This window comes from Streptomyces sp. CA-210063, from assembly GCF_024612015.1.
GTDB lineage: Bacteria > Actinomycetota > Actinomycetes > Streptomycetales > Streptomycetaceae > Streptomyces.
In genome coordinates, this window is record NZ_CP102512.1 from 428,519 (window position 1) to 451,382 (window position 22,864).

16 protein-coding genes are annotated in these 22,864 nt (G+C 70.0%); 8 read left to right on the forward strand and 8 right to left on the reverse strand.

Annotated elements, in window-relative coordinates; genetic code table 11:
- Positions 1-86: 86 nt before the first annotated feature.
- The 4 genes from JIX56_RS01865 to JIX56_RS01880 all read left to right on the forward strand — a co-directional run bounded on the left by JIX56_RS01865 (position 87) and on the right by JIX56_RS01880 (position 6,746).
- Positions 87-1,007 carry a PfkB family carbohydrate kinase gene (locus JIX56_RS01865; protein ID WP_257536982.1) on the forward strand — a complete coding sequence of 307 codons (921 nt, stop codon included), beginning with the start codon at positions 87-89 and terminating at the stop codon, positions 1,005-1,007.
- A 174-nt stretch (positions 1,008-1,181) separates the two neighbouring features.
- Positions 1,182-3,539, forward strand: coding sequence for a glycosyl hydrolase family 95 catalytic domain-containing protein (locus JIX56_RS01870; protein WP_257536983.1), 2,358 nt, complete (start codon positions 1,182-1,184; stop codon positions 3,537-3,539).
- 182 nt (positions 3,540-3,721) lie between these two features.
- Entirely contained in the window at positions 3,722-5,419 is a 1,698-nt protein-coding gene (locus JIX56_RS01875) for a glycoside hydrolase family 55 protein (RefSeq protein ID WP_257536984.1), read from the forward strand.
- A gap of 49 nt (positions 5,420-5,468) precedes the next feature.
- On the forward strand, positions 5,469-6,746 hold the full coding sequence (locus JIX56_RS01880) for an alginate lyase family protein (RefSeq protein ID WP_257536985.1): 1,278 nt from the start codon (positions 5,469-5,471) through the stop codon (positions 6,744-6,746).
- Between the two features lie 46 nt (positions 6,747-6,792).
- Here JIX56_RS01880 and JIX56_RS01885 read toward each other — a convergent pair whose 3' ends face one another.
- Complete coding sequence (locus JIX56_RS01885; RefSeq protein ID WP_257536986.1) at positions 6,793-8,040, reverse strand: glycoside hydrolase family 88 protein; 1,248 nt, start codon at positions 8,038-8,040, stop codon at positions 6,793-6,795.
- 169 nt (positions 8,041-8,209) lie between these two features.
- Here JIX56_RS01885 and JIX56_RS01890 point away from each other — a divergent pair, with 169 nt between their 5' ends.
- Positions 8,210-9,160, forward strand: coding sequence for a phosphotransferase family protein (locus JIX56_RS01890; RefSeq protein WP_257536987.1), 951 nt, complete (start codon positions 8,210-8,212; stop codon positions 9,158-9,160).
- Between the two features lie 36 nt (positions 9,161-9,196).
- Here the strand turns inward: JIX56_RS01890 and JIX56_RS01895 are convergent, their stop codons facing one another.
- The 7 genes from JIX56_RS01895 to JIX56_RS01925 all read right to left on the reverse strand — a co-directional run bounded on the left by JIX56_RS01895 (position 9,197) and on the right by JIX56_RS01925 (position 18,444).
- Positions 9,197-10,435 carry an SGNH/GDSL hydrolase family protein gene (locus JIX56_RS01895; protein WP_443032018.1) on the reverse strand — a complete coding sequence of 413 codons (1,239 nt, stop codon included), beginning with the start codon at positions 10,433-10,435 and terminating at the stop codon, positions 9,197-9,199.
- Between the two features lie 34 nt (positions 10,436-10,469).
- On the reverse strand, positions 10,470-12,893 hold the full coding sequence (locus JIX56_RS01900; protein ID WP_257536988.1) for a glycoside hydrolase family 95 protein: 2,424 nt from the start codon (positions 12,891-12,893) through the stop codon (positions 10,470-10,472).
- Positions 12,894-12,919: 26 nt separating this feature from the next.
- Positions 12,920-14,722: an alpha-galactosidase D gene (locus JIX56_RS01905; protein WP_257536989.1), complete on the reverse strand. Its 1,803-nt coding sequence runs from the start codon at positions 14,720-14,722 to the stop codon at positions 12,920-12,922.
- A gap of 97 nt (positions 14,723-14,819) precedes the next feature.
- Positions 14,820-16,007, reverse strand: a complete 1,188-nt coding sequence (locus tag JIX56_RS01910; RefSeq protein WP_257536990.1) for an ROK family protein — start codon at positions 16,005-16,007, stop codon at positions 14,820-14,822.
- 125 nt (positions 16,008-16,132) lie between these two features.
- Positions 16,133-17,074 carry an amidohydrolase family protein gene (locus JIX56_RS01915; protein WP_257536991.1) on the reverse strand — a complete coding sequence of 314 codons (942 nt, stop codon included), beginning with the start codon at positions 17,072-17,074 and terminating at the stop codon, positions 16,133-16,135.
- Between the two features lie 781 nt (positions 17,075-17,855).
- Positions 17,856-18,029: a hypothetical protein gene (locus tag JIX56_RS01920; RefSeq protein ID WP_257536992.1), complete on the reverse strand. Its 174-nt coding sequence runs from the start codon at positions 18,027-18,029 to the stop codon at positions 17,856-17,858.
- A gap of 58 nt (positions 18,030-18,087) precedes the next feature.
- On the reverse strand, positions 18,088-18,444 hold the full coding sequence (locus tag JIX56_RS01925) for a PRC-barrel domain-containing protein (RefSeq protein WP_257536993.1): 357 nt from the start codon (positions 18,442-18,444) through the stop codon (positions 18,088-18,090).
- 394 nt (positions 18,445-18,838) lie between these two features.
- Here JIX56_RS01925 and JIX56_RS01930 point away from each other — a divergent pair, with 394 nt between their 5' ends.
- The 3 genes from JIX56_RS01930 (at position 18,839) to JIX56_RS01940 (ending at position 22,764) form a co-directional block, all read left to right on the forward strand.
- Complete coding sequence (locus JIX56_RS01930) at positions 18,839-20,557, forward strand: VanW family protein (RefSeq protein ID WP_257536994.1); 1,719 nt, start codon at positions 18,839-18,841, stop codon at positions 20,555-20,557.
- 84 nt (positions 20,558-20,641) lie between these two features.
- Positions 20,642-21,850, forward strand: coding sequence for a T4 RnlA family RNA ligase (locus JIX56_RS01935; protein WP_257536995.1), 1,209 nt, complete (start codon positions 20,642-20,644; stop codon positions 21,848-21,850).
- Positions 21,851-21,852: 2 nt separating this feature from the next.
- Entirely contained in the window at positions 21,853-22,764 is a 912-nt protein-coding gene (locus tag JIX56_RS01940) for a phosphatase domain-containing protein (protein WP_257536996.1), read from the forward strand.
- The last annotated feature ends 100 nt before the right edge of the window (positions 22,765-22,864 follow it).

The following is a 22,864-nucleotide window of genomic DNA, read 5'->3' on the forward strand; positions in this document are numbered from 1 at the left end:
CTCGGCCACGGTCGGGAGCATACGTTGACGCGGTACCGACAAACGCCCACTGGTCGGCGGACAGCAGCGGGAGAGGTGGGGAAACCTTGGCAGGATCAGTGCGCGGGCCGGTGGTGGCGGAGACGCGGGGGCGCCCCGCAGGTCTGTTCGTCGGCCTGTGCACGCTGGACGTCATCCAGCTCGTCGATCACGCCCCGGGTTCCAACGAGAAACTGACGGCTCGTGAGCAGGTCGTGGCCGCAGGCGGTCCGGCCGCGAACGCGGCCGCCACGTTCGCGTACTTGGGCGGTGCGGCCACGCTGCTCACCGCGATCGGCCGCCATCCGCTGGGAGTCGCCGTCGTGGCGGACCTGGACCGGCTGGGTGTGACGGTGGCGGACCTGGCAGCCGACTCGGTCGAGCCGCCCGCCGTGTCGTCCATTCTGGTGACCGCCTCCAGTGGGGACCGTGCCGTCGCCTCGACCAACGCGACGGGGTACCGGCTGGCCCCGCCCGACGGTCTCGACGTGCTGGTGGCGGCCTGCGACATCGTCGAATTCGACGGCCACCACGGGGAGGTGGCCGTGGCCGCCGCTCACGCGGCGCGTGCCGCCGGCCGTCGGACCGTCCTCGACGGGGGCAGTTGGAAGGCCGGCACGGAGAAGCTGCTGCCGTCGATCGACGTGGCTGTCTGCTCGGACGATTTCCACCCGCCCGGCACGAACACGCCGACGGACACCCTGCGGTTCCTGCGGGAGCACGGGGTCGGCTGGTCGGCGGTCAGCCGGGGAGGGCGGCCCATCGTGTGGGCGGGCCCCGACTGCGGGGGCACGGTGGACGTGCCAGCCGTACGGGTGGCGGACACACTCGGCGCGGGTGACGTCCTGCACGGGGCCCTCACTCATCACCTCGCGGTTCAGGACGACTTGACGTCGCAGGGCTTCGTCGAGGCCCTGCGCGGTGCGGCCGCAGTGGCCTCGCGGGCGTGTGCCTCGTTCGGAACCCGGGCGTGGATGCGGGGAGGGTGAGCCGGCGCACCCCAGCGACCGGTCCCCGCCGTTCGACGAGCCAATCGCCGCACGTCTTGGCGCGCAGCGGTCAACACATCGGAGCTATCCCTTCTCATTGACGCGCACTCACCCCGTCCCTAGGGTGCAACGCGGTATAGCTCCGATGATTCGCGAGAGCCGTTTGGAGGCACCATGCCCTCTCCCTCCGCGCCCGATCCGTCCAGACGTACCGTCCTCGCCACCGGATCCGCCCTGGGTGGCGTCCTGCTCACTTCGGGTCTGCCCCCGCAGGCGCAGGCGGCAGCGGCCGAGGCCGACGCCGAGACAGGCCGATCCGAGGCCGCCGTAGCCCCTGTCGACCCCTGGCGCACCGTCCTCGACGACGCCGACCTGGTCTGGCGGCGGGCGCCGACGACCTGGTACGAAGGCCCGTTCCTCGGCAACGGTTTCCTCGGCTCCGGGATCTACGCCGAGCCGGGCGCCGCGTCCACGGCCGTGCGCTTCAACATCCAGCACTCCGAAGTGCAGGACCACCGGCCGGAGTTCGGATCGCTCTTCGGCCTGGCCCGGCTGCCGATCGGATACTTCACGCTGGAGCCGGTGGGCGCGATCACCGGCCTGGACTGGCGACTGTCCCTTCGGGACGCCGAGTTGACCGGCACACTCACCACGGAAAAGGGCACGCTGTCCCTGCGGGCACTCGTGCACAACGACCGTTCGGTCCTCGCCGTGGAAGTGACGCCGAGCAAGGGCGAGCAGGGCTTCCGCTGGGTGTTCCACCCCGCGGAAGCGATCAGTCCGCGGGCCGCTTTCAAGCCGCTGCCGGACGGCTACCAGGGCAACCCACCCGCCGAGGTCGCCGATCACAACGGCGTGAGCGCCGCCGTACAGCCGCTGCTGGCGGGCGGGCAGCACGTCACCGCGTGGCGGGAGCGGAGCAGGGGCCGGACGCGGACGCTGTACGTGCACGTCGCGCACTCGCATCCGCGGACCACGGCCCTGGACCGGGCCCTCGCGGCCGTCCGCGCCGCGGACCGACTGCCCTACGCCGCCCTGGCCATGCCCCACCGCGCGTGGTGGCACGCCTACTACCGCAAGAGCTTCCTGTCCGTCCCCGATGCCCGCATCCAGCGCTTCTACTGGATCCAGCTCTACAAGACCGCCTCCGCCGCGCGCCGTGACGCCCCGGTGATGGCGACGTGCGGACCCTGGCTGGAACCCACGCCGTGGCCCAACACCTGGTGGAACCTCAACGCCCAGCTGGAGTACTGGCTCATCCACGGCTCCAACCACCTCGAACTCGACGCGGTCACCCGGGCGTTGAGCGAGTTCCGGAGCAACCTCGCCAAGGAGGTGCCGGCACCCTACGGCGCCGACTCGCTCGGCATCCCCCGCACCACCGATCCCCACCTCGTCAACGGCGCGGCCAGCGCCCTGATGGGGTACGGCGTCGGCATCCCGGGCCAGGATCCGCCGACTCCCGAAGTCGGCAACCTGGTCTGGGCGCTGCACAACGTCTGGCTCAGCTACCGGCACACGATGGACGAGCGGATCCTCCGGGACGTCCTGTTCCCGCTCCTGCGCGGGGCGATCACCTACTACCTGCACTTCCTGGAGCCCGGTCCGGACGGCAGACTGCACCTGCCCGCCACCTTCTCCCCCGAGTACGGCGGCAACTCACGCGACTGCAACTACGATCTGATGCTCCTGACCTGGGGCTGTCGTACCCTCCTGGAATCCGCCGAACTCCTCGGAACAAGCGATGCGTCGGCACCCCGCTGGCGCGAGGTGCTCGCGAAGCTGGCGCCCTATCCGACGGACGCCAACGGGTTCATGATCGGCGCGGACCTCCCCTTCGCGAAGTCCCATCGCCACTACTCCCACCTGCTCGCGGTCTACCCGCTGTATGAGGTGACCGGCGAGACCGCCGACGAACGCGCCCTCATCGAGACGTCGTTGGCGCACTGGGTGGGCTTCGAGGGCGCCCTCCAGGGCTACACCTTCACGGGCGCGGCCTCGATGTCCGCGCTGCTCGGCAAGGGTGAGGACGCGCTGCGGTACCTCGGCGAGCTCATGACCCGCTTCATCCAGCCCAACACCATGTACAAGGAGTCCGGGCCGGTCATCGAGACCCCGCTGTCCGCCGCCCAGTCACTGCACGACATGGTGTGCCAGTCGTGGGGCGGCGTCATCAGGGTGTTCCCCGCCCTGCCCGCCGCCTGGACCGACCTGATGGTGCACAGGTTCCGTACGCAGGGTGCCTTCCTGCTCAGCGCGCACCGCCAGGGCGGCACCACCCGCTGGGTGCGACTGGTCAGCGAGGCGGGCGCCCCCTGCCTCGTACGGCACGGGATCACGGGACCGATCGAGGTACGGGACGGTCGGGGCCGCCCTCTGCGGTACTCCGCCGCCGGTGACGGCACGATCCAAGTCCCCTTGCGCGAGGGCGACTCGGCGCTGATCACCGCCAAGGGGGACCGGCCCGACCTCACCGTCAGGCCCGTACGCCCGAACGCGGACGCGCCCCGTTGGGGGTTGCCCGACGCCTGAGCGCCCCTCACCCAGAGGTCCAATCCAATAAACACTGCGTGAGCCCTTTCGTCCTCAAGGGCGCCGTGGCATGCTCACCGCTCAACGCACATCTGAACGTCGTTCACATCCATGAAAAGCCATGGGAAGGGCGAACGGACATGAGAGATGCGCACGGGGCTGCCATGGGCGGTCAAAATGTCATGGGCATGACTAGGCGGGCTCTGCTGGGGAGCGCCATCGCCACTGCGGTCGGCGCCGGTACCGCGGCGGCAATCGGCTCGAACTCGGCGGCGGCAACCGGCTCAGGTACGGCGTCGGCAGTCGGCTCGGGTGCGGAAGCGGCCGACACCCCGCTCCTGTGGCGGGAGTTCAGGCGCACACCCTTCACGCACCCGCAGATCCCGTACATCGGCCGAGCGGGCTGCCACGGCGGAGCGGTGCACCTCCCCCGGCGCCCCGCCGTCGCCGACGTACGCGATTTCGGCGCCGTGGCGGACGGCACCGCCGACTCCGCCCCCGCGATCAACCGTGCCATCGCCGCCGCCGGCCGGGCCGGCGGTGGCACGGTCACCATCCCGCCCGGCACCTTCCGGATCGACGACGTGATCCGCCTGGACCGCTCGAACGTGATCCTCAAGGGCGCCGGCAGCGGCCGTACGACGCTGTACGCGACGAAGAACCTGACCGAGCTGATCGGGGTGTACGGCTCCCGCTACGGCGGCGACAAGTCGGGCTGGTCGTGGGCCGGCGGCCTGATCTGGCTCGCCCCCAAGGCCCGCTGGGCCTCTCTCGTCGCCGCGATCAGGGCGAAGGCCTGGCCCTTCGAGGGCTGGACGGGCAACCGGCGCGACGAGTGGCGTCCGCTCACGGCGGTCGCTCCGGCCCGGCGGGGCTCGTGGACGATCACGGTGTCGGACGCGTCGTCGCTGCGCCCCGGCGCCCTGGTGCTCCTCCGGCTCGCCGACGACGCGGACCACACACTCCTTCAGCACATGTGCGGTGGCGGCCCGGGGCCGGAGGCCTATTCCTGGGACGACAAGACGAAACTGACGTCGTACGTCCCCTACGAGTGGCCCGTCCGCATCGCCCGGGTCCGGGGCCGCAAGGTCACCCTCGAACGCCCGCTCCCGCTCGACGTACGTCCCGAGTGGACCCCTCAACTCTCCGCCCATGTAGAGGAGTTGACGGGATCAGGCGTGGAGGGCCTCACCCTGGAGTCGGTCGAGACTCCACAGCAGCCGCATCTGCTGGACAAGGGCCACAACGGGGTCGTCCTGCAGTGCGCGTACGACTGCTGGGTGGACGACGTGACGGTCCGGCACGTCGACAACGGCTTCGGCCTCGTGTCCGCCTCCGCGTGCACCCTGCGACGGACACGTGTCACCGGCCGCGGCAGCCATCACCCCTACTTCTGCCGCGAGGGCTCGCACGACAACCTCATCGAGGACTTCACCATCGAGGAGCGCACCGGCCCCGCGCCCTCGAACACCCAACTGCACGGCATCAACGTCGAGGGGCTGTCCTCGTACAACGTCTGGTCGCGCGGCGACATGCGGATGGGCACCTTCGACAGCCACCGCGGTCTGCCCTTCGCCAATGTCCGCACCGACATCACCGTGAACAACAACGGCCGCCACGGTGGTGACGCGAGCGCAGGCCCCCTGTTCGGCGCCCGCTTCACCCACTGGAACATCCGCGTCACCAACGCCCGGGCGGGCCTGGTCAGGATCGACGGCGTGGCACCGTACTCCGCCACCGTCGGCATCGACGAGGTCAGGGAGTTCGACCAGATCGACGTCCCCGACTTCACGGGTGACCTGCATACGCGCCTGGAGCTGTACGGCAGCCCGCACGCGGTACGGCCGCGGAACCTGCACGCGGCGCAGCGCGCGCTGTAGCACGGCGATCACCACACCGCACGTTCACCCACATGAACGGAGTGGATCGATGAGCGCATCAGCACGTCTGGGTGTCCTTCTGGTGGCCCTCGCCGCGTTGGCCGTCGGCGCCGTCCCCGCCGCCTCGGCGCGGGTGACGGCGCATGCCCCGCCCGAAGTCCCGCGCACCGTCGTCATGGACGGCACCCGTCTGCACCAGACCAAGCTCCGCCTGGATCGCGGCGACCGACAACTGCGGCGAGCGGTGAGGGCGTTGACGAACCGCGCCGACACATGGCTGGACCAGGGCCCCTGGACGGTCGTCGACAAGCCGAGGCCCGCGCCCGGCGGCGACCTCCACGACTACCTCAGCCAGGCCCCGTACTGGTGGCCCTCCCGGCCCCCGACCGCCGACAATCCCTGGGGCTGCCCGTACGTCCAACGCGACGGCGAGCGCAACCCCGAGGTCGACTCCGGCACCGACCGAAGGGACGTCGAGAAGACCTTCGACGCCGCGTACGACCTCTCCCTCGCCTGGTACTACACCGGCGAGAAGCGGTACGCCGTAAAGGCCGGGCAGGTCCTGCGCACCTGGTTCCTCGATCCGGCCACCAGGATGAACCCGAACCTGAACCACGCGCAGTTCATCCCCTGCAAGTACGACGGTCGCGCCATCGGCATCATCGACTTCTCGCAGTCCTTCACCAGCGTCCTCGACGCGCTGGCCCTGCTGGACACCGGCGCCCCGGGCTGGACGAGGAAGGACCGCGCCGGCATGGCGCGGTGGAACACCGACTTCCTCGACTGGCTCAAGAACAGCGACTTCGGCAAGGAGGAGGGCAGCGCGACCAACAACCACGGCACCTTCCACGACATGCAGCTCGCGGCACTCGCCTACGCGACCGGCGACAAGGAGCTGGCCCGTCGCACGGTCCTGAACGCCCGGGGCACGCGCATCGCGCCGCAGATCGCGTCCGACGGCAGCCAGCCGCAGGAGCTGACGCGGACCAGGAGTTGGCACTACTCGACCTTCGCCCTGGTCGCCCACACCCGGCTCGCGGCCATCGGCCGGCACGTCGGCGTGAACCTGTGGGCGTACCGGGGTCCGGACGGGCAGAGCCTGTTCAAGGCGGTGGACTACTTGTTGCCCGCCGCGACGGCATCCGCCGCCTGGCCGCATCCGGAACTCGCGTTCCATCGGTACGCGGCGACCGACGTCGTCCACGCGGCCGCCGACGCCGGTGACGCACGGGCACGAAGGGCGGTTCCGTCGCTGGAGGAGCCGCCGGGCGGTGACCTGTGGGTGCTGCGTCCGGCGGCGGAACAGCTGGACTCCATCGCGGGCTGATCCGCGCCGTCAACTGCCCTGCTCCGAGGGCGTCCCGCGGTGGCCGTCAGACCGTGGACAGGTCGATCGCCCGGTCGACCTCCCGTGGCCGCAGCACGCGCAGGATGCCTTCGAGCAGGTAGTAGTCGGCGTACGGGAGGGAGATCTCGATTCCGTCCTCGTTCGGCCGGTGGCGCGTGCAGCGGGCCACGACCGCCTCCGCGCGGGCGGAGTTCCTCGTCAGGCAGGTCTCCGCCAGCGCGGTGAGCAGGCGTAGCGCCACCTCACGGTACGAGCGCCTGCCGGTGGCCTCGGACAGGTCGAGGAGTCCGCAGGCCGTGATCGCGCCGGCCGACGCGTCCTTGATGTCGTGGGGCTGCTGCGGCGCACGGTAGTCCCACACCGGAACGTGGTCCAGGGTCAGGGACCGCACCGCGAAGTCCGCGAGTCTGCGTGCCGTGGCCAGGAACTCGGCGTTCCCGGTCCGCCGGTACATCGTGGTGAATCCGTACAGTCCCCACGCCTGCCCTCGCGACCAGCACGACGTGGGGCTGTAGCCCTGTACGGTGTTCGGGCCGATCGACGCGCCGCTGTCCGGGTCGAAGTCGAACACGTGCGGGGTCGATCCGTCCGGGCGCGGGAAGACCCGCTGGGTGGTCTTCGTGTGCTCCACGGCGATGTCCAGGTACTTCGGGTCGCCGGTCTGCCGGCTAGCGAAGGCGAGCAGGTCGAGATTCATCATCGTGTCGATGATGACCCGGCCCGCGTTGGTCGGATCGGTCAGTGCGCCCCACGCGCGGATGAAGCGCCCGCGCGGGTTGTACCGCTGGATCAGGGAGTCGGCGGCCCGTACGGCGCCCGCCCGCCAGGCGTCGTCGCCCGTCAGCCGCCAGGCGGTGACCCACGACGGGTAGAAGAGGAAGCCGAGGTCGTGTGTGCCCGTGTCGTACTGGCGAGGGGCCAGTTTCTCCGCCGACGCCAGCGCCCACGAGCGAAAGGCGTCGTCCTCGGTGTGCAGCCACGCCATCCACAGCGTTCCCGGCCAGAACCCGCCGACCCAGCCGCCGTTCTGCGAGTAGACCCATTTCTCGAACTTCGTCCCGACCGGGAAGGCGGTCACGCCGGGCGCGACGGTGTGGATCTTCTCGACGGCGTAGTCGGCGGCCGCACGGAGCGTGCGCAGGGCGGGTGCCGGAATCCGGCCGTCGTCGACCGCACCCACCGCCGGAGCCGCCGATGCCGCCGGTGTCGAGGAAGCGCACACCACGGCGGCACCGGCAGCCGTAGTCAGCACACTGCGTCGGGAAACACTCATGTCCACGCCTCCAACTGAGCCGCAGGAGATAGGAGTTGACCGAGCGTTACACGGAGACCTCGACGCTGTACACCCATGTGGGCAATGTTCATCAGTGTGAACAGAAGGTGAGTAGGTTCCTGGCCACGACGCGCCCGGCACGGGTCGGGTCTCGTGCGACGATCGATCCGTGACTGAGTTCGCGACACCCCACCACAGGGCCCACCGCACCTCCGCCGCAGTCGACGCGGCTGTCGGAGCCGGGCGCGATCTCGGGCTCACCGTGACCGAGGCCGAGGTGCTCCACGACCTGTTCTCCGTCGTGGTCCACCTCGCGCCCTCGCCGGTCGTGGCCCGGATTCCCACCGTCCTGCCGCGCCACACGGACGTCGCCGCCCTGACGCGCCGACAGCGGGCTGAACTCGACGTGACACGGTGGCTCGCGGACCAGGGAACTCCCGTGATCCCGCCCAGCCCGCTCGTGCCACCGGAGCCGGTTCAGCGCGACGGGTTCTCCATGACCTTCTGGCAGTTCGTCGAGGAGGACCGGGACAAGGAGCCCGACTACGCGGCGAACTCCGACATCACCGCCGACCTGCACGCCGCGATGCGCGCCTACCCCGGCCGGCTGTCCTTTCTGTCCTCGGCCGAGCCTCAGTTCGTCGTGGACAGCCTCGCTCTGCTGGAACAGCACCCCGATCTCCTCGGCCCCGCCGATCTGGACCGCGCGCGTCGCGAGTGGCAGGCCCTGGAACCCCTCGTCCGCTCACGCACGGCGTTCGAGAGGAGGTTCCCGGGGATCGACCTCCAGCCCATTCACGGCGACTCCCCGCCCGCGAACATCTTCTCCGGGGTGGCCGGGGACCTCTACGCCGACTTCGAGCTGGTCACACTGGGCCCCGTCGAGTGGGACCTGGCCGCTCTCGGACCCACCCTGGAATCCGCCTACAACGGCGGTGCGCGGCGCAACGGCATGAGGCCCCTGAACCAGGATGTCCTGAACTTCGTGAACGCCGTGGGGATGCTACGAGCCATCGCCTCCCTCTCGCTCGTACAGCAACTGCCTCCGCTGCTGGACTACTTGAAGCCCGCCGTGGACCAGTGGCAGACCATGCCGTTCGCCGGCGGCATGGCCGGATGACATCGACGGGCATCGACGAGTGACGTCCGGACCCGCTCATCGGGTTCGGACGGCTTGGCGGTCGCAGGAGAGGTCCGCGATCCGTACCGCGTCGGCCATCGCCTGCATACCGGTGTCGTTGGGGTGCAGGTGATCGCCGTTGTCGAAGAACGGCAGGATCCGCTCGTGGTCGTACGGGCTGCGCAGGACGCGGTCGAAGTCCGCCACGGCGTCGAACTCGCCGGTGGTGCGGATGAATGCGTTGACCTCCTGCCGTACGGCCTCGGCCGGTGCGTCCCACTCGTACCAGCCCTTGAACGGCCCGACCGTGGCGCCGACGACACAGACGCCGGCCGCGTGCGCACGGTCGATGATCCGCCGGTAGCCGGCGATCAGGTCCTCGGCCGTGACACCGGTGTGGGCCTTGATGTCGTTCACGCCTTCGAAGAGGAGGACCGTGCGTACGCCGGGGTGGGAGAGCACGTCCCGGTGCAGTCTGTTCAGGGCGCTCTGCCCGGCTCCGTCGGCGAGGACCTTGTTGCCGGAGATTCCCTCGTTGGCCACTCCCTTGATGTGGGTGTCGGGGTCGGCCTGCAAGCGGCGGGTCAGATAGTCGGGCCAGCGGCGGTTCTTGTCGGGGGTGGACTGCCAGCCGTCGGTGATGGAGTCACCGAGGGCGACGAGCGCGCCGATGTCCGAGCGGGTCCGTACGGTGACGGCGTCGAGGTAGAACCAGGAGCCGGCGGTTCCGGTCCAGTTGTCCGGGTTCTCCTCCGCCGTGTGGTCGCCCTCGGTGGTGTAGGAGGTCTGCATGGCCATGCCGTGACCGGTCGCCGGGCCGCCGGCCTCGGCCACGTACAGGCTGACCACCAGCGAGGTCGCGGCCCGCAGCCGTCCGGGCAGTGGATCGCTGAGCACGGTCTCACCGGCGGGTACGGTGACGGACCGCTCGCCGCCGAACGTCATACGGCGGTTGCTGCCCCGGACCAGGGCGGCGCCCTCCTTCTGTACGCCCGCGTAGACCTGGCCGAAGGTCAGGGGCCGGTCGCCGAAGGCGTTGGACAAGCGGATACGCGGGTCGGTTCCGCCGGCGCTGGTCCGTACGATCAGCCGGTGGCTGCGGTTCGAGGCGGCCTCGCCCATGCGGTCGGCGCTCGCACCCCAGGTGACGATCTCGTGCGTCGCGGCAGTCGCGGCGTTCTCGGCAGAGGCCGCCGTCGCCGGGGCGGTGAACATCTGTGCGGCGGTGACCAGCGCGACGATCGGTACGGCGAGCCGGTGCGGGGCCCACAGCATGCCGGAGCGGCGGGGAGTGTGCTGACGCACCGCTTCACCGCCCCAAGTCGCGCACGGTCACGGACCGGCCGGGAGCCAAGGTGAGCTTTCGTGACCTCTCCCCGTACGCGACCGTGGTCGTGCGACCGCCGACGCTCGTCACCGTCACCTCGGTCGGCCTGCCGTTCTTCCAGCTCAGGTCCACGGTGAAGCCCCCGCGTACGCCCACGCCCGTAATCGATCCGGACGCGGCCCATGCGTCGGGCAGCGCGGGCAGCAGCTCGACATGGCCGGGACGCGAGTACACCAGCATCTCGATGATGGCGGCGGGCGTGCCGAAGTTGCCGTCGATCTGGAAGATGCCACGGCCTCGCTCGACCTCGTAGATGTCGAACAGGTTGGGCGCGGTGCCGTTGCCGCCACCGGTGGAGGGTCGCAGGTTGTTCACGACAAGCTGGTAGGCCTTCTCCGCGTCCTTCAGGCGGGCCCAGCACAGGCTGCGCCAGGCGTTCGCCCAGCCGAAGCTCTCCATGCCGCGCGCGGTGAGCAGCGCGGCCGCGCCCTCGACGATCTCCTGAGGTGTCGAGCCGTCCGGGCGGATCCGGTCACCGGGGAACAGCTGGACGAGGGGGGACAGATGCCGGTGAGTGGTCTCTCCGAGGTTGTCCGGGGACATCCACTCCTCCAGCCAGCCCGTCTTCGGGCTCACGTGCGGCAGGTGGAGCCTCTTCTGCAGGCCGACGACCGTCCGGGCGTACGCGGTGTCCTTGCCCAACACCTCTGACGCCCTGCGGTAGTTGTCGAACAGGGCCCACACGAGTTCCTGGGCGTAGGTGATGCCCTTGGCGTCGAGCGGACCATGCTCGGGCGACCAGTCGCTGTCGGCGACGAGGACGTCCCGTTTCTCCCCCGTGGCCGGATCGGTGACCGTCGTGGTCAGCAGGCGCGCCTCCCAGAACTCACAGGCGCCTTTCAGCATCGGGTAGATGCGGGCGAGATGGGCGCGGTCCTCGGTGAACTCGTAGTGCTCGTACAGGGAGTTGCACAGCCAGGCGTTGCCGGCGGGGTGCCACCACCAGCCCATGCCGCCGTGGATGTTGGTGGAGATGGCGACGGTCCAGCCCGCGATCTTCCCGGTGGAGTTGCGGTAGCGGTTGCGGGGGTCGTTGAAGTGGGTGCGGGTGAGTTCGGTCCACGAAGGAAGTTGGGCCAGGCAGTAGTCGGTGAAGGCGTCGAAGCAGTCGGACAGGGCGGCTCGGTCAGCCATCCAGTAGTTCATCTGGATGTTGATGTCGGTGTGGTAGTCGCCCATCCAGTCCGGGTCGTTGCCGTCGAGCCACAGGCCCTGGAGGTTCAGCGGCAGACTGCCGCGTGACCCGGCGATCATGAGGTAGCGCCCGAACTGGAGGTAGGCGGCCTCGAGTTCGGGATCGGGCGTGCCATCGGTGTGGCGGGCCCTGATCCGTTCCCAGGTGTCCATGCCGCGTTGGAGCGCGGTGGAGGTGCCGAGCGAGACGTCCATGCGCTCGAACAGCTTGCGGTGGTCGGCGACATGGGTGTGCAGCAGGGTGGTGGCGGAGTGTTCGGCGGCGTCGAGGACCTTTGTACGGGAGAGCCTCCGCGGGTCGAGTGACGGGTTGCGGTACCCGTGGGCGGCGTCGGGCGCGTAGTCGGTGCCGCCGGCGACGATCACGGTCAGGCTCTCGCAGTTCCGGAAGGAGATCCGTGCCCCGTCGACGGCCACGGCTCCCCCGCTGCCGTAGGCGGTGACGGCGGCCCCGTACCGCAGTCGGTTGGGGAACTGGGCGCCGAAGGACGCGTACCGGCCCCCGGGTGCGCCCGTGGTGGTCTCGCCGTGGGTACCGTCCAGGCTGATGCTGCCGGTGTAGCACCCGCCGCCGTCCTGGGTGAAGTGCAGGACGAGGACGTCGTCGGGGGCGCTGGCGAAGATTTTGCGCCGGTATGTCACGCCGAAGCGCACGTAGGAGGCGGTGACCAGGCCCTGGTGGAGGTCGAGGGCGCGCCGGTAGCCGGAGACGGCCGAGAGGTCGTGGTCAGGGATGTCGACGGTCAGCTTGGCCAGCAGGGTGAACGACCCGAAGTTCTCGCGGGCGTAGGCGAACTGGCCGTCGTCGTCCAGGGTGGCGTTGAGCCCTCCGGTCCACATGGTGGCGTCGGTGAGGAAGAGGCGCTCCCGGCCGGGGTCGTTGCTCACGAGCGCCCCGAGACGGCCGTTGCCGATCGGTAGGCCCTGGGTGATCATCGAGCCGTCGTCGGCCGGCGCCTGCCACCACAGTTCGGTGGTGGTGCCCTCGCCCGCTGCGAGCATCGGGGAGTCGGCAGGTCTCGCGGGTGCGGCGGAGGCCGTGAAGGTGGGCACCCCGCCGAGGGCGGCGAGAGCTCCGGTGGCGGCGGCGAGGGAGAGGAGGCCGCGTCTGTTGGGGAGGGGTTCCGGCGAATCGGTGCGTGGGGTGTCCAAGGATGCGCTCCCTTGAGAGTGGGCCGTCAGGACAGGTCCGGTACGTCGATCCGGTCGATGTCCGGGGCGTAGCCGTCACCGCTGTCGAAGGTGATGGTGTTGGTGCCGGCCTTCAGGTCGAGCGGCACGCCGACCGTCTCGACGGTCCCCCAGTCGCCCGTGGAGGCGAGCTTGTGACTGGTGGCACCGCCACCGTTGGCGGAGATACGCACGGACCGCGCGTCACCGCTGACGTAGGCGATGTCGACGACGTACCGACCCGGCTTCGTGACCTTGATGCCGTTCATGGTGAGCTTTCCGCCGAGGTAGAGGTTGCCGACCTTCCTGGCCCCGGAGCAGGCTCCGCAGTCGGCGACCGAGGCGTTGCCGCTGAGGGTGTTGCTCCCCGCCTCCGCCTCGTAGGCCGTCTTCGCCAGGGCCGGCCCCTTCGGGGTGACGGTGAACAGTCGTGAGCCGTGTGCGGGCAGCGCCTGTGTGATCTTGTCCCGGTACGTGCCGAGGTTCTCGTGGTTCCAGAGGTCGCGGACCCCGGCCTTGCCGGAGAAGCCGAGGGCGGACCAGTCGGCGGTCACGGAGGCGGGCGCGTCCCCGAGGTTGAACAGGGCGACGGCGAAGCTGCCGTCGGGGTTCTTCGCCGCCCAGACCTGCTGGTCGTCGGAGGGGGTGAGGGGCCGGGCGGGCGGGGTGCCGCCCTGGTTGACCGCGATGACCTCCTTGTTGGTGAGCAGGGAGAGCCCGTAGGAGTCGAGGCGTGTCAGGTCGTCACCGGCGTAGAGGGGCGACTTGGCGATGGCCCACAGAGTGGCGTAGCTCTGCCGTTCGGCCTTGGTGAGGCCGTCCATCTCGCCGTTGCCGACGTTGAGGGCGTCCAGGTCGTTCCAGCCGCCGGGTCCGGCGTGGCGGGTCCAGGCGGGGGTGTCGTCCCAGCGGTCCTCGACGGAGTTCTCCCAGGTCACCAGGGTGTTGCAGTAGCACTCGACGTCGGTGTCGATCCGCCAGCCGTTCGAGTACCGCTTCCAGTCGGCGACATGGCCGATGTCGAGGGACCAGGACAGTTCGAGGTGGATCGGCCGTCCGGTGGCGGCGATCGCCTTCTGCCATGCGGCGACGTCGGCGACGTTGTCGTAGTTCTCACCGCTCTTGAACGATCCGGGACCGACTCCGTCCAGTTTGAGGAAGTCATATCCCCAGTCGGCGAACAACCGCGCCTGCGAGTCGATGTACTTCTGGGCGCAGGGCCGGGAGAAGTCGATCTTGTACGCGCTGTCCCAGCCGTTGGTGGTGCGCAGGTCGCCGTGGACGATGTCGGCGGTCGTGCAGCCCTCGGCGTTCCAGAGGGGGACCTTGCCCTCGCCGTACGCCTCCTTCTCCAGCCCGACCGGCAGATAGATACCGGCCTTCAGTCCCTTGGCGTGGAGGTCGTCGGCGACGGCCTTCATGCCGCGGGGGAAGCGCCCGGGGTCGGCGGCCTGTCTGCCGTACGCGTCGAAGCGGGGCTTCCAGTCCATGTCGCGCCACCAGCCGGCGTCGATGTTGACGTACTCGTAGCCGTACGGCTTGAGCTTGGTGGCGAGGGCATCGGCCTGCTTCAGGACGTTCCGCTCGGTGAGATAGCTGTAGTCGCCGTCGGGGTTGAGTCCCGGGTACTTGGAGGACTGCATGCTCCAGCTCGTCCAGCCCATGTACGGCTTGGCCGCCACCGGCGCCGGGGCGGCGTCCGCGGCCGGGGTGGTGTCGGTGGCCGGGGCGGCGGGGGCGAACGCCGCGAGGCCCGCGCTCAGGGCGAGGGCGAGCAGAGCTCTGCCGGTGCGGTGGGGGGAGAACCTCATGGCTGGCGACCTCCGGGGTGTGGAAGGACATGTGGGTGACGCGCTCATGACATTCTGGACAGGAGATCGAGCCTCGGCCTGGCACTGCTCTGCGGCGTCATCCCTGCTCCTTGGGCGTGTCCGATCGGATGAAGGACTGGATCGCGGTGGCCGCCGCTCCACGTGCCCATTCCTCGAAGGGCAGCGGGTGCGTCCTGAGGTCGCATCGCGCGGCGGCGCCGAAGGCGGAGGCGGCGAAGGCGTCCCTGATCTGCTCGGCGAACAGGTCGTAGGCGGCGAGCCCTTCGCCGGAGATGATCACGCGCTCGGGCCCGAGCAGATTGACCACGGATCCGATGGCCCGTCCGATGGCCGCGCCGGCACGCGCGTAGACCTTCCGGGCTCCGGGATCGCCGCGGTGCGCGAGTTCCAGGGCCTCGGCCGCGTCCGCCACGGCGACGCCGGTCTCCGCCCGTACGTCGCGCACGATCGCCGACTCGGAGGCGATGGCCTCCACACAGCCCCGGTTGCCGCAGTGACAGCGCGGGCCCTCCGGGTCGAGGGAGAGATGCCCGATCTCACCGGCCACACCATGCGCGCCGGAGACGACCCGGCCGCCCACGACGAGACCACATCCGATGCCGGCGCCCACCGTCACCAGGGCGAAGTCGGACAGGCCCACGCCCGCGCCGAACCACTGCTCGGCGACGGTGAGCGCGCGGACGTCGTTGTCGACGGTGACCGGCAGGCCGACGGTCATGGCGGCGAGGTCCGCGAGCGGGACGTCCCGCCATTCGAGGAACGGGGAGTACCGCACCATGCCCTCGGCGCGGTCCACATCACCGGAGACGGCGATCCCCACGCCCTTGACCGCCACCCCGAACCCTTCGGCCTCGGTGAGCAGTTCGAGGACCAGGCCGCTCAGGGTGGCGAGTACGCCCGCTGGCCGTCGGTCGGCCAGCGGGGTGTGCCGGGCGAGCCTGATCCGGCAGCGAAGATCGGTCAGTACGGCGATGATCTCGTCGCCGGTCACCTTGACCCCGAGGAACAGCGCGCGACCGCCGTCGACCCGCACGGGGTTGGCGGGGCGGCCGAGCCCCGGCCGGGGCTTGCCGTCGACGTCTTCCACCAGGTATCCCGTCTCGATCAGTGGCCGGACGGCCTTGGTCACCGCAGCGGGAGACAGCGCGGCCCGCCGTGCGATCTCCGCCCGGGCGAGCGGGCCGTGGGAGAGCACGATGGTGAAGATCTGGGCGGCGGCCGGCGTATGGGCCGGGAACGCCTCCGAGAACGGGGTCGAGGGCATGGCCGGGAACGTACGGGCACTTCTTTTCCGCTGTCAATAAAAGAAGCACGATTCCTGTGAAGTTGCTGTTCCCCCACGGCGGCGCGCCCCCATGCCCTGGCCTGGCAGGAATCACGAACGGGCTCTCACAGCCCGAACAGCTCTGCCCCGTTGTCGTGGCACACCGCCCGCAGCCACTGTTCTCCAAGACCCAGCCGCTCCAGGGCGTGAAGCTGGTGCACGTAGGGATAGGGGATGTTGGGGAAGTCGGTGCCGAGCAGGACGCGGTCGCCGAGGTCGGCCAGCCGGGGCAGGGCCCGGCCGGGGAACGGCATGAACGCCTCGGTGAAGTCGGTGAACGCCATCGTCGTGTCCAGCCACACCTCCCCGTACCGCTCGGCGATTTCGAGGAACTCCTCGTACTCGGGCATCCCCATGTGCGCGACGACCAGCCGCAACCGGGGATGTCGCGCCAGCACCCGCGCGATCGGCTCGGGACCGGTGTGCTTGCCGGGCGCGGGCCCGGAACCGCAGTGGATCACCACGGGGATCCCGGCCTCGGCCAGCACCCCCCACGCACTCTGGAGGAGTTCGTCGGCCGGGTCGTACGCCCCCACCTGCACATGCGCCTTGAAGACGCGAGCGCCCGCCTCGACGGCCTCCCGGACGTATGCCTCGACGCCCGGCTCGGGGTAGAGGGTGGCGGTGTGCAGACAGTCGGGCGTGCGGCGGGCGAAGTCGGCCGCCCAGCCGTTCAGCCACCGGGCCATGCCCGGTTTGTGCGGGTAGAGCATCGCGGTGAAGGCCCGTACGCCGAACTCCCGGAGCAGAGCCGTCCGTTCCGCCTCCTCCTGCCGGTAGGTGATCGGCCACTCCATCCCACCGGTCAGCGGACCGAGCGCGTCGAAGTAGTCCCAGACCTTCCGCAGGACACGCTCGGGCATGAAGTGCGTATGCACGTCGACCAGCCCGGGAAGATCGAGCCCACCCCAGAAACGGCGTACTTCCTCGGCCTCCTCCCCCACGGACACGTCACTGGATTCGACGGAACCGGCAGGATCTTCAGGTGCGATGGAGTGATCGTCCATGTCGCCCACGATCAGCCCGGGTGAGCCGGTGGGTCCACTCCCTTGCGCAAGGGATCCGTGAGGGATCCGTCACCCGACGGTCCCGGCTGCGTGGCTGGTGGACGTGGACGGGTACGTCGACGGCGGCGAGCCCGGTGTCGGGCGGTGCTCCCCCAGGCGCTACCACCAGCGATGGCGGTCACTGGCGATCCGCCGGTCGCCGAGCGGCTGGACCGCTCGGGCGTTGCCCTTGGGGAACACTTCCCGGTAGTGGGCGAGCGCTTCATGTGCTGTTCCCTCGGGAACGCCACTCCGCCGACGGTGTGCTCGGACGGCGTGTGCCAGTGCACGTCGACCAGTCGGTAGACGTCGGTGCCCACGCTCAGCAGACACTCCTCCCCGAGCGGCGGCTCGGCCTTCACCGTGCCCTCGTCGTCCCGGTCGCAGTCGGGCCGGGCGCCATCAGGCCTGGCTCTGGTGGAATCGCAGCGGAGGAAGCGCGGAGGAGTCGGTGTCCTGCGGGCGGATGTCGACCGGGCTCTGCGACAGGAGGCGGCTGCCGGCGCGGGTGCGGTCTGGGACATGGGGAACACCTTGGGCTGCTCGGAGGGCCGACGGGAGTCACCGCGTATCTCCCCCACCGCCACACCGGAACTCGCACGATCACCTGGACTGCTGAACAGGCGGCACGGCCTTGACGCCATGGCAGTGGCCCACCGTGAGACGCATCAGGACCATGCGCCCACACGACACCCGGGAAGAGGTTGCGCTCTCCAAGAGACGGCCGCTGCGAGAGGGCGGGTCACCGCACGGGACGCCGCCTGACGCGCCGGGCCCCGCGTGCCGCGAAGAAGGCCACATCGGCCACGAAGAGGACGATGCCGATGGCCAGCAGATATCCCAGTCCGTCCGCCGCCACGCCGATGATTCCCAGCACCATGGCCACCAGGACGAGCAGCAGGAAGAGCGCCGTCACCCCCGCACCTCCTTGCCCTGACCGTCTTGGTGCCACGTGCTGTGGCGCGTGGGGGCGGTCAGCGGCGGGCGAGCTGGCGTTCGCCGCCCGCGCCCGGCCGGTACGTCATGCCGTAGTGCCGGAAGATCTCTTCCTCCTGCTCGGCGGGCAGCACGTCGTCCGTTCCGATCGAGGGAGCTTTCCGCACCTGTCCCTTGTCGTAGGAGACCTTGACGTAGTCCGGTCCGAGGACCGCCTCGTCGAGAGGGACGAAGACCAGCCTCTGGCGGGTGGGCAGCCCGGTCCGGACGGTGGCCACGGTCGGTTCGTCCGTCGCCGTGTCCACGTAGATCGCCTCGAGCATGCCGATCTTGCGCTGCTTCGGATCGACCACGTCGTGGTTGCGCCACTCACGGATGTCGGCGGGATGGATCATGTCCTGCTCCCTGTGTACATCGGCCCTGTCCGGGTCGGTCCCTGTCTGTTCGGATCCCCCCGTCAGCCTGGATCCAGTCCGCGGGCTCGCACATGAGAGCGCACCGGCCCGCTTGTCATCGTATGACCGAAATACCCTTCCGGCATGGGGGAGGAATGCAGGTGAGCCCGGTCTACCGCGCGGCGGCTCGGGGTCTGGCATCGTCATCGCCTCTTGCGGGCCACGCCGTCGACGTCGTCGACCTCGGCGGTGTGCCCGCCAAGGTCGATGTCGTCCCACGTGACCTGGGACATACGTGTCGGCGCCCGATTGCGGATAGTTTGATGCGCTTGCTTGTACCGCGCACAGCGTTGTGTCATCGGGTGCACCGTTCTGTCGATCGTCCAGGAGACCCATGCGCCTCCGAATAACCTCCGCCACGCGGACAGGTTCTGTTCCGCCCCTCGCCCTCGCCGGTGGTGCCCTGACCGTCGGCCTCGGCGGTCTGTATGTCGCCGGGCTGCTGCTGACCGGCGGGGAGGTCGAAGCCGGTACGACCGTGCGGGGTGTGGACATCGGGGGTCTGAGCCGTGCGGAGGCCACCTCGAAGCTGGAGAAACCCCTGGCGGAGGCCGGCTCACGGGAACTGACCGTGAAGGTCGGCGACCGCACGGGCACGGTCGTCCCGCGCCAGGCCGGACTCGCCTTCGACGCTCGGCGGACCGTTGACCGGGCGGCGCGCACCGGAGCCGATCCGTTCAGTGTGATCGGAGCGTTCTTCCGCTCCGGCGGTGACATCGAGCCGGTCGTACGCGTCGACGAGGACAAGGCGCGCGCAGCCCTCGGGAAGCTGGCGAAGACACTCGACCAGACGGTCCGTGACGGCACGGTCACCTTCGCGGACGGTCAGGTCAGGGAAGTCGCCCCGCGCCGCGGGTACGCGCTGGACGTGGAGGCGGCGGTCGGCATCCTGCGTACCTCGTTCCTGAACGGCACACCGGACCGGGTCACGGCCCTGCCCGCCCGCGAGACCGGACCGAAGGTCACGGCGGCAGAGGTGCGGCGGGCGGTCCGGGAATTCGCGCGGCCGGCCGTCTCGGCGCCTGTCGTGCTCACGGCGGGCGGCAAACGGTTCACGATCGATCAGGCCGTTCTGAGCCGGTACCTGACGATGCGGCCGGACGACACGGGCCGGCTGACGCCGAAGCTCGACGGGAAGGGCCTACGCGCCGCGCCCACCGTGGCCCGCACGCTCGCAGAGGTCACCGGCCCGGCCGAGAACGCCAGGCTCCGGCTCGACGGCGACAAAGCCGTGGTGTCCGCGGACGGCAGACCCGGCGTGGAAGTCACCGACAAGGCGCTGAGCAAGGCCGTGCTGCCGCTGCTCACCAAGTCGGGCTCCGACCGCACCGGCGAGGTGGTGACCCGGCAGATCCAGCCGGAGGTGACCCGCGAGAACGCCACACGGCTGGGGCTGACGGAGAAGATGTCCTCCTTCACCGTCAACTTCGAACCGGCCGCGTACCGCACGACGAACGTGGGCCGGGCCGCGGACCTCATCAACGGCTCCGTCGTCATGCCGGGCGAGACATGGAGCTTCAACCGGACCGTCGGCGAGCGCACCGAGGCCAACGGCTTCGTCGAGGGCATCATCATCCTCGACGACCAGTTCACCAAGGCGTCCGGAGGCGGTGTCTCCGCCGTGGCCACGACCGTGTTCAACGCGATGTTCTTCGCCGGGGTCAAGCCCGTGGAGTACGGCGCCCACTCCTTCTACATCGAACGCTACCCGGAGGGCCGCGAGGCCACCGTCGCCTGGGGCAGCCTCGATCTGAGGTTCACCAACGACTCCGGCAACGCCCTGTACATCCAGGCCGAGTCGACCGACACCTCCGTGACCATCACTTTCCTCGGCACCAAGAAGTACGACGAGGTCAGGTCGGTCAAGGGACCTCGCACCCAGGTGAAGCAGCCGGCGAAGAAGGTGAGCAAGGAGAAGGAGTGCGTGCCGCAGACTCCGCTCGAGGGCTTCGACGTCACCGTGGAGCGGGTCTTCTACGACAACGGCGAGGAAGTGAAGCGGGAACCGTTCCGCACCCACTACACCCCGCGTGACGAGATCACCTGCGAGTGACGAGTGACCGGCCGGGCGACAAAATCGGTGGTCACCGGCCCTCCTCCCCCCTGACAATCAGGGACCGGCAAGGGGGAGGAACACATGAGCCAGGCCCACCTGACTCTTCAGGAGCTGCTGCCGCCGCAGGAGTTGGCGGCGGCGCTCGACGCGGGGCACGTCACGCGCAAGCCGCATCCGGAACTGCCGCTGTCCATCTACACGTACACGAGGACATGCCAGTACGAGCGGGTGTGGAACCGGGTGACCACGCGCTGCCGCGGCCTCGTGGCCGACGACAGCACCGGTGAGATCGTCGCGCTTCCGCTGCCGAAGTTCTTCAACGTCGGTGAGCACGAGGCCGGTCAGCCCTATGCGCCGAGCCTCCCGGACGAGCCGTTCGAGGTGTACGACAAGGTCGACGGCAGCCTGGCCGTGGTCTTCCACTACGCCGGCCGGTGGCGGGTCGCGTCCAAGGGTTCGTTCATCAGCACCCAGGCCACCTGGGCGCAGCGTCTGCTCGACGCGAAGGACACGTCCGGCCTCGTGCCCGGGGTGACCTACCTCGCCGAGATCCTGTACCCGGAGAACCGGATCGTCGTCGACTACGGCGACCGTCGTGATGTGGTGCTGCTGGCCGCGTTCGCCAACGACGGCACCGAAGTGCCCCTGGCGGAGGCCGCGGCCGGCTGGCGTGGCATCGGGTCGGTCGTCACGGTCTGGCCCGCGATGCCGCTCGCCGAGTTGCTGGCCATGGCCGAGGCCAACCGGCTGCCCGGTGGCGGGCCGGCCACGGGCACCGACGCGGAGGGGTTCGTGCTGCGCTTCGCCTCGGGTGTCCGGGCCAAGGCCAAGTTCGCCGAGTACGTCCGGCTGCACAAGGTGCTCACCGGCGTGACCGAGCGGGACATCTGGCGCGGTCACGGCATCCAGAGGTTCGCGGGCCTGCCGGCCAAGCAGGTGGCCCAGGCGCTGGGCTGCTCGGCCGAGGACATCGACGCGTCCGCCGGCCGGCCCCTCGACGCGCTGCTGGAGCAGGTGCCCGACGAGTTCGACGCCTGGGTGCGCGGCGTCGTCGCGGGCATCGAGAAGCAGGTGGCCGACCGTGAGCGGGCGATCGACGAGGCGTTCCGGTCGCTCGCCCCTCTCGCCGGTGACCGGGGAGCCTTCGCCCGCGCGGTGAAGGAGCTGCCCGACGCGGCCGTGCGCCCCGCCATGTTCCTGCGCCTGGACGGGCGCCCGACCGAACTCGTGACGTACCGTTCCGCCCGGCCGGAGGCGTCCGACCCGTTCAAGACCGACGAGGAGAACTGACCGTGCCCGAGGTACACGTCATGACGGGGCTTCCGGCCTCGGGGAAGACGACCGCCGCGCGCAAGCTACAGGCGGAGTCCGAGGGCCGGATGCGTCGCGTCAACCTCGACGATCTGCGGACGATGCTCGACATCCCGGCACCCGAGCGCCGGTCGTACGCGCATGAGCAGACCGTGCTGGCGATCCAGGACGCGGCGGTGCGGGCGGCCGTCGACGGCGGTTTCGACGTCGTGGTGGACAACACGCACATGACGCCGCACATACCGAAGCGGCTGAAGGCGGCGGTGGCGGGGCAGGCCACCTTCGTCGTGCACGACTTCACCGACGTACCGGTGGAGGAGTGTGTACGGCGCGACGCCGAGCGGGAGAGGCCGGTCGGCGAGGAGATCATCCGGCTCCTCGCCGACAAGCACACGAAGTCCCGCAGCGGCGGCTGGCGGCTCACCGCGGAGTGGCTGAACGACGAGCCCTCCGTCGAGCCGTACACCGCCGACCCGGCGCTGCCCTCCGCGGTCATGTGCGACATCGACGGCACGCTCGCCCTGAGGGGCGACCGGGGCGCGTACGACTTCACGCGCTGCGAGGAGGATCTGCTCAACGTGTCGGTGCGCGGGGCCCTGCGCTCCTTCCGGAGCGCCGACGGCGATGTCATCGTCCTGCTGTCCGGCCGCGGTGAGGAGCACCGCGACCGGACGGAGTCGTGGCTGCGTGCGCACGACGTCCCGTACGACGAGCTGTGGATGCGCGCAGCCGGTGACGGGCGCCGCGACGACGTGGTGAAGGCCGAGCTCTTCGACCGGCATGTGCGCCACCGCTTCGCCGTACGGGTCTCCCTCGACGACCGCGACCGCGTCGTCGCCGTGTGGCGCCGTATGGGCCTGCCGACCTGGCAGGTCAACTACGGCGCCTTCTAGCCGTCGGGCCTGCGGGCGCCCGCTGGTAAAATGGGGGCACGCTTCGACCCCGCCGGGGCCCGTACCAAGGGGTACGGGCCCCGGCGCGTTCCGGGCGTCA

What these genes read in the sequence shown, in the direction of transcription:
- JIX56_RS01905 (WP_257536989.1), bottom strand. Translation starts at nt 14,722, where the DNA reads ATGAGGTTCTCCCCCCACCGCACCGGCAGAGCTCTGCTCGCCCTCGCC.
- JIX56_RS01930 (WP_257536994.1), top strand. Translation starts at nt 18,839, where the DNA reads ATGCGCCTCCGAATAACCTCCGCCACGCGGACAGGTTCTGTTCCGCCC.
- JIX56_RS01895 (WP_443032018.1), bottom strand. Translation starts at nt 10,435, where the DNA reads ATGCTGTGGGCCCCGCACCGGCTCGCCGTACCGATCGTCGCGCTGGTC.
- JIX56_RS01935 (WP_257536995.1), top strand. Translation starts at nt 20,642, where the DNA reads ATGAGCCAGGCCCACCTGACTCTTCAGGAGCTGCTGCCGCCGCAGGAG.
- JIX56_RS01870 (WP_257536983.1), top strand. Translation starts at nt 1,182, where the DNA reads ATGCCCTCTCCCTCCGCGCCCGATCCGTCCAGACGTACCGTCCTCGCC.
- JIX56_RS01910 (WP_257536990.1), bottom strand. Translation starts at nt 16,007, where the DNA reads ATGCCCTCGACCCCGTTCTCGGAGGCGTTCCCGGCCCATACGCCGGCC.
- JIX56_RS01885 (WP_257536986.1), bottom strand. Translation starts at nt 8,040, where the DNA reads ATGAGTGTTTCCCGACGCAGTGTGCTGACTACGGCTGCCGGTGCCGCC.
- JIX56_RS01925 (WP_257536993.1), bottom strand. Translation starts at nt 18,444, where the DNA reads ATGATCCATCCCGCCGACATCCGTGAGTGGCGCAACCACGACGTGGTC.
- JIX56_RS01915 (WP_257536991.1), bottom strand. Translation starts at nt 17,074, where the DNA reads ATGGACGATCACTCCATCGCACCTGAAGATCCTGCCGGTTCCGTCGAA.
- JIX56_RS01880 (WP_257536985.1), top strand. Translation starts at nt 5,469, where the DNA reads ATGAGCGCATCAGCACGTCTGGGTGTCCTTCTGGTGGCCCTCGCCGCG.
- JIX56_RS01875 (WP_257536984.1), top strand. Translation starts at nt 3,722, where the DNA reads ATGGGCATGACTAGGCGGGCTCTGCTGGGGAGCGCCATCGCCACTGCG.